7 protein-coding genes are annotated in these 5,784 nt (G+C 75.0%); all 7 read right to left on the bottom strand.

The genetic code is table 11. The features are described from left to right. The coding region (locus ACFUVW_RS19020; RefSeq protein WP_430572869.1) for an acetyl-CoA C-acyltransferase at window positions 1-1,167 on the bottom strand (1,167 nt) is incomplete at its 3' end. After that, on the bottom strand, window positions 1,164-1,880 hold the full coding sequence (locus ACFUVW_RS19015; protein ID WP_430572868.1) for a 3-oxoacid CoA-transferase subunit B: 717 nt from the start codon (window positions 1,878-1,880) through the stop codon (window positions 1,164-1,166). The genes ACFUVW_RS19015 and ACFUVW_RS19020, both read right to left, overlap by 4 nt. After that, window positions 1,877-2,632: a CoA transferase subunit A gene (locus ACFUVW_RS19010; protein ID WP_430572867.1), complete on the bottom strand. Its 756-nt coding sequence runs from the start codon at window positions 2,630-2,632 to the stop codon at window positions 1,877-1,879. The genes ACFUVW_RS19015 and ACFUVW_RS19010 overlap by 4 nt, the downstream gene beginning before the upstream one ends. After that, on the bottom strand, window positions 2,629-3,573 hold the full coding sequence (locus ACFUVW_RS19005; RefSeq protein WP_430572866.1) for an HpcH/HpaI aldolase/citrate lyase family protein: 945 nt from the start codon (window positions 3,571-3,573) through the stop codon (window positions 2,629-2,631). Before ACFUVW_RS19005 ends, ACFUVW_RS19010 begins: the two co-directional genes overlap by 4 nt. Continuing rightward, complete coding sequence (locus tag ACFUVW_RS19000) at window positions 3,570-4,088, bottom strand: MaoC family dehydratase (RefSeq protein WP_430572865.1); 519 nt, start codon at window positions 4,086-4,088, stop codon at window positions 3,570-3,572. The genes ACFUVW_RS19005 and ACFUVW_RS19000 overlap by 4 nt, the downstream gene beginning before the upstream one ends. Before the next feature lie 21 nt (window positions 4,089-4,109). Then, the gene (locus ACFUVW_RS18995) at window positions 4,110-5,312 is read right to left on the bottom strand and encodes an acyl-CoA dehydrogenase family protein (protein ID WP_430572864.1); all 1,203 of its coding nucleotides are present in this window, start codon (window positions 5,310-5,312) and stop codon (window positions 4,110-4,112) included. Further along, on the bottom strand, window positions 5,309-5,784 hold a 476-nt coding region (locus tag ACFUVW_RS18990; RefSeq protein ID WP_430572863.1), incomplete at its 5' end, for an acetyl-CoA carboxylase biotin carboxyl carrier protein subunit. The genes ACFUVW_RS18995 and ACFUVW_RS18990, both read right to left, overlap by 4 nt.

Raw genomic sequence — 5,784 nt, 5'->3', positions numbered from 1 at the left:
CAGGAGCACCGCCGACCCCTGGCCGCCGCCGCCGCACAGCGCGGCGGCGCCCACCGCCCCGGGCCCGAGCAGCTCCAGCCGCCGTGCGAGGTGACCCACGACGCGCGCGCCGGACGCCCCGATGGGGTGCCCCAGCGCGATGGCTCCGCCGTGCGCGTTCACCAGCTCCGGGTCGAGACCCAGCATCTCCACCGACGCGAGCACCACGGCGGCGAACGCCTCGTTGATCTCGACGGCGCCGAGGTCGCGCGGCGCGACGCCGGCCCGCTCGCAGGCGGCGGCGATCGCGTTCGCGGGCTGTGCGTGCAGGCCGACGTCGGGCCCCGCGACGAGCGCATGGGACCGCACCCGCACCCCCGTCAGCCCGCGAGCCTCCGCGACGTCGTCGGCCACGAGCACCAGGGCGGCCGCGCCGTCGGAGATCTGCGACGCGTTGCCCGCGGTGATCGTGCCGTCCACGCGGAACGCCGGCCGCAGCCGGGCGAGGCCGTCGAGCGTGGAGTCCGGGCGCACGCCGTCGTCGGCCTCCACGCGGACGGTGCCGCGCCGGCCCGGCACCTCGTAGGGCGTGATCTCCTCGGCGAGGAGGTCCGCCGCCTTGGCCGCCCGGGTGTGCGACGCGACGGCCAGGGCGTCCTGAGCCTCGCGCGTGTTCCAGGCCGCGGCGGCCATGCCCTCGCCGTGCCGCTCGGTGCTCAGCCCCATCGAGTCGTGCTCGAACGCGTCGGTCAGCCCGTCGTGCGCCATCGTGTCGATCAGCTCGACGGGGCCGAACTTCTGCCCCGCGCGCGAGCCGACCCAGGCGTGCGGCGCCAGCGTCATCGACTCCATCCCGACCACCGCGACGATCGCCGCCTCACCTCCCGAGATCAGCCGGTGCGCCTGCACCACCGCCTCCGCGCCGGACAGACAGACGGCGTTGAGCGTCACGGCCGGCACGGTCATCGGCACCCCTGCGCCGACGCCCGCCTGCCGGGCGGGGTTCTGCCCCGCGCCGCCCTGCAGCACCTGCCCGCCGACGACGACGTCCACCTCCCCCGGCTCCACGCCGGCCGCCGCGAGCGCCGCCGCCAGCGCGTGCGCGCCCAGCGCCGTCGCCGGCACGGACGCGAACGCCCCGTTCGAGCGCACGAACGGCGTGCGCCGGTACCCCGCGATCACGGTCATCGGTGTCCCTCCTCCATCACGGCCGGCGAGCCGTCGCCCGCCTCGGCGTCCACGTGCCGCTCGTCCTCCAGGTCCACGACCACCTCCGCCTCGGTCGCCTCGCGCACCTCGTCGACCGTGACGCCGGGCGCCAGCCGGCGCAGCACGAACGCGGCCTCCAGGCCGTGGTCGGCGACGTCGAGCACGGCGCGGTCGGTGACGATCCGGTCGACGACGCCCTCCCCGGTCAGCGGCAGCGTGCAGCGGCGGCGCAGCTTGGGCGACCCGTCGCGGGCCACGTGGTCCATCAGCGCGACGATGCGCCGCGCACCCACCACCAGGTCCATCGCCCCGCCCATGCCCTTGACGAGCTTGCCGGGCACGGTCCAGCTCGCCAGGTCGCCGGTGGCGGAGACCTGCAGCGCGCCCAGGATCGCGATGTCGATGTGGCCGCCGCGGATCATCGCGAACGACGCCGCCGCGTCGAAGTAGCTGGCGCCCGGGACCGCGGTGACCGTCTGCTTGCCCGCGTTGATGAGGTCCGCGTCCTCCTCGCCGTCGACCGGGAACGGGCCGATGCCGAGCAGCCCGTTCTCGCTCTGCAGCGTGATGCCGACGCCGGGCGGCAGGTGGTTCGCCACGAGCGTAGGGATGCCGATGCCGAGGTTGACGTAGTCGCCGTCGCGCAGCTCCGCCGCCGCCACGGCGGCCATCTCGTCGCGCGTCCAGGTCATGCCCCACCTCCCGCCGTCGTCGGGTCCGCCACGCTCGCCGGCGCGGGGCGTACCGTCCGCTGCTCGATGTCCTTGACCCGCTCGCGCGCCAGCACGAGGCGGTGCGTGTAGATGCCCGGCGTCACGACCACGTCCGGGTCGATCGGCTCGTCGGTGATCTCCTCCGCCTCGACCACCGTCACGCGCCCGGCCGTCGCGATCACCGGGTTGAAGTTCCGGGCCGTGTACCGGTAGACGAGGTTGCCGAACCGGTCCGCGCGCCGCGCGTGCACCAGCGACAGGTCCGCCACGATGGCGCGCTCCAGCACGTACCGCCGCCCGTCGATCTCGTCGACCGGCTTGCCCTCGGCCACCGGCGTGCCGACCCCGGTGGGCGTGTAGAAGGCGGGGATGCCGGCGCCGCCCGCGCGCAGCCGCTCGGCGAGCGTGCCCTGCGGCACGAACTCCACCTCGAGCGCGCCGTCCAGGTACCGCTGCGCGAACAGCTTGTTCTCCCCCACGTACGACGACAGCACGCGCCGCACCTGGTCGTTCTCCAGCAGGATGCCGAGCCCCTTGCCGTCCACACCCATGTTGTTGGACACGACCGTCAGGTCCCTCACCCCCGAGTCGCGCACCGCCTCGATGAGGTCGTTCGGGTTGCCGCTCAGGCCGAACCCGCCGACGGCGATCGTCATGCCGTCGTGCAGCAGGCCGTCCAGCGCGGCGACGGCGCTGGGCTGCAGCCGGTCCACCGTTCTCGACACCGTCATCGTCGTCCCCCGTTCTCCTCGACCGTACGTCCGACGGCGGGGCCGTCGGGAGTCCCTTCCGCGACCTGCTCCACCTGCTCGGCGCGGCGCAGCACCGCCTCCGCGTGCCGCAGCAGCGGCGCGTCCACCATCTGGCCGCCCACGGTGAGCACGCCGGAGTCGGACGAGCGTCCGGCCGGGAGGTCGGCGAGCGCCTCCGCCCTCCCCGCGGCCGCGGCGAGCACCTCCCGGGCCCGCTCCACCTCGGCCTCGGACGGCGCGAACGCGGCGCGCACGACGGCGACGTGGCTGGGGTGCACGCACAGCGACGCGACGAAGCCGCTGGCCGCGGCGTCCAGCGCCTCGGCGCGCAGCCCTTCGAGGTCGTCGAGCTCCAGGTGCACGGCGTCGATCGCCGCCTTGCCCGCCGCGCCGGCCGCGAGCAGCACCGCGGACCGGGCGTGCCGCGCGACGTCGCGGTACGCGCCGTCGGGCCGCCGGCTGGACGTGCCGTGCAGCGAGGCCACCAGGTCCTCGGCGCCCCACGCGAGGGCGACGACGTCCGGCCGGGCGGCCAGCGCGGGCGCGGCGAGCACGCCCGCGGCGGTCTCGCACAGCGCGACGACGGCGTACGGGCCGCCGTCCGGCGCGAGCAGCGGGCCGACGAACCGGCCGTCCGCCTTGGGCAGCATCACCGTGCGGTACGGCGTGCGGGCGAGGGCGGCGAGGTCGGCCTCGTGCTCGGGGGTCCCGACCGCGTTGACGCGCACGATCACCCGCTCCGGGTCCAGCACCGTGTCCACCAGCGCGGCGCGGGCGTCGGCCTTGCGCCCGGGCGCGACGGCGTCCTCGAGGTCGAGGAGCGCCGCGTCGGCGCGGTCCAGGGCCTTGGCGAACCGGTCGGGCCGGTCGGCGGGGCAGAACAGCAGCGCCGGGCCGAGCGTGAACGGGGCGGGGTTCACAGCACGCCCCCGCCGTGCTCGCTGTCGCGCCGGTGCTCGTGCTCCTCGTGGCCCTCGCGCGTCCACATCAGCATGGTCCGCCCCGCCTTGGCCACGACGTCGCCGTCCTGGTTGCGGCCCACGTGCTCCACGGTCACGACGCCGGTGCCGGGGCGCGAGCGGGACAGCCTCCGGTCCAGCACCGTCGTCTCGCCGTACAGCGTGTCGCCGTGGAACATCGGGTGCGGGAACGCGACCTCAGTGAAGCCGAGGTTCGCCACGAGCGTGCCGCGCGTCAGGTGCGCCACCGACAGCCCCACCAGCGTGGCCAGCGTGAGCATCGAGTTCACCAGGGGGCGCCCGAACGGCTGCGTCGCCGCCCACGCCGCGTCGAGGTGCAGGCCCTGCGGGTTCATCGTGACGGACGTGAACAGCGCGTTGTCCGCCTCCGTCATCGTGCGCCCCGGACGGTGCACGTACCGCACGTCCGGATCCAGCTCGTCGTAGTACAGCCCGCGCTGCACCTCGTCACGCATGACGCCCTCCCTCGCTCGTGCTCACGACGCCAGCCCCAGGTCGCGGGCGATGATCATGAGCTGCACCTCCGTGGTGCCCTCGCCCACCTCCAGCACCTTGGAGTCCCGGTAGTGCCGGGCCACGGGGTTCTCGTTGAGGAAGCCGTAGCCGCCGAAGATCTGCGCGGCGTCGCGCGCGTTCGCCATCGCGGCCTCGCCGCCCACGAGCTTCGCCACCGACGCCTCCGCCTTGAACGGCTTGCCGTGCACCTGCTTGAGCGCGGCGTCGAGCCAGCACAGCCGCGCGGAGTGCACGCGCGCCTGCATGCGCGCCAGCGTGAACGCGATGTGCTGGTTGCCGCCGATGGCGTGGCCGAAGACCTCGCGCTCCTTCGCGTAGCGCAGCGCCTCCTCGAGGCAGCCCTGCGCCGCACCCGTCGCGAGGGCGGCGAAGGCGATGCGGCCCTCGTCGAGCGCGCGCAGGAAGTTCGCGTACCCGCGGCCCTGCTCGCCGAGCAGGTTGCCCGCGGGGACGCGGACGCCGTCGAGCGTCAGCGGGTGCGTGTCGGAGGTGTGCCAGCCGACCTTGTCGTAGCTCGGCCCCACCGTGAGGCCCGCCGTGCCCGCCGGCACGAGGAACGACGACAGCTCGGGATGCGTCGCGCCGTCCGCTCCGGTACGCGTCCCCGTCACCGCGGTCACGGTGATGACGCTCGTGATCGGCGTGCCCGAGTTGGTGATGAACTGCTTGGAGCCGTCGATCACCCACTCGCCCGCGCCGTCCGGCCCCGCGCCCTCCTCGAGGCGGGCCGTGGTGCGCGTGGCGCCGGCGTCCGACCCGGCGCCCGCCTCCGTGAGGCCGAAGGCCGCGAGCGCACGGCCGCTGACCAGGTCGGGCAGCCAACGCTGCTTCTGCTCGTCGGTGCCGTGCCGGAAGATCGGCATGATCCCCAGCCCGACGCCCGCCTCGAGCGTGACCGCGATCGACTGGTCCACGCGGGCGAGCGCCTCGACGGCGAGGCACAGCGACACGTAGTCCTTGCCCTGCCCGCCGACGTCCACCGGGAACGGCAGCCCGAACAGCCCCAGCTCGCCCATCTGCTCGATGATCTCGACCGGCAGGCGCCGCTCGGTGTCGTACCTGTACGCGGCCGGGGCCACCACCTGGTCCGCGAACTCGCGCACCACGGCGCTGAGCTTGCGCTGCTCGTCGGTGAGCACCGTGGACTGGGTCTCGCTGATCATGACGCTCCTCGTGTGGCTGGGTCTGCCTGGGGATGCGCTGCCGCCGCGGCGGGGTGTGCCGGGTCGGCAGCGGGTACTTCGGGGGTGTCGACAGGTGGTTCGACGACGGCGACGACCTGGTCCAGTCGCACCTGGTCGCCCGCGCGCACGTCGAGGCGGACGACGCCGCCGACGGGCGCGAGCAGCGGGTGCTCCATCTTCATCGCCTCGACCACGACGACGGGCTGGCCCGCCGCGACGACGTCGCCGTCCGCGACGGGCACCGCGGACACGGTGCCGGGCATGGCGACCCGGACCGTCGTGGCGCCTGCTGCGGCGCCGTCGCCGCCCACGAGCGCGCGCTCCGCCCGCCGTCGTGCGGCCAGCGCGGCCCGGTCGAGCACGGTGAACGACGACGCCCGCCCGTCCACGTGCACCCACACCGTCCCCGGCGTTGTGGGTGGGCTCGTGGCCCCTCGATGGCCTGTCAGGG

Origin of the sequence: Isoptericola sp. NPDC057391, from assembly GCF_042668085.1 — a bacterium.
Taxonomy (GTDB): domain Bacteria; phylum Actinomycetota; class Actinomycetes; order Actinomycetales; family Cellulomonadaceae; genus Isoptericola.
This window is presented reverse-complemented; position numbering and strand designations above follow the sequence as displayed.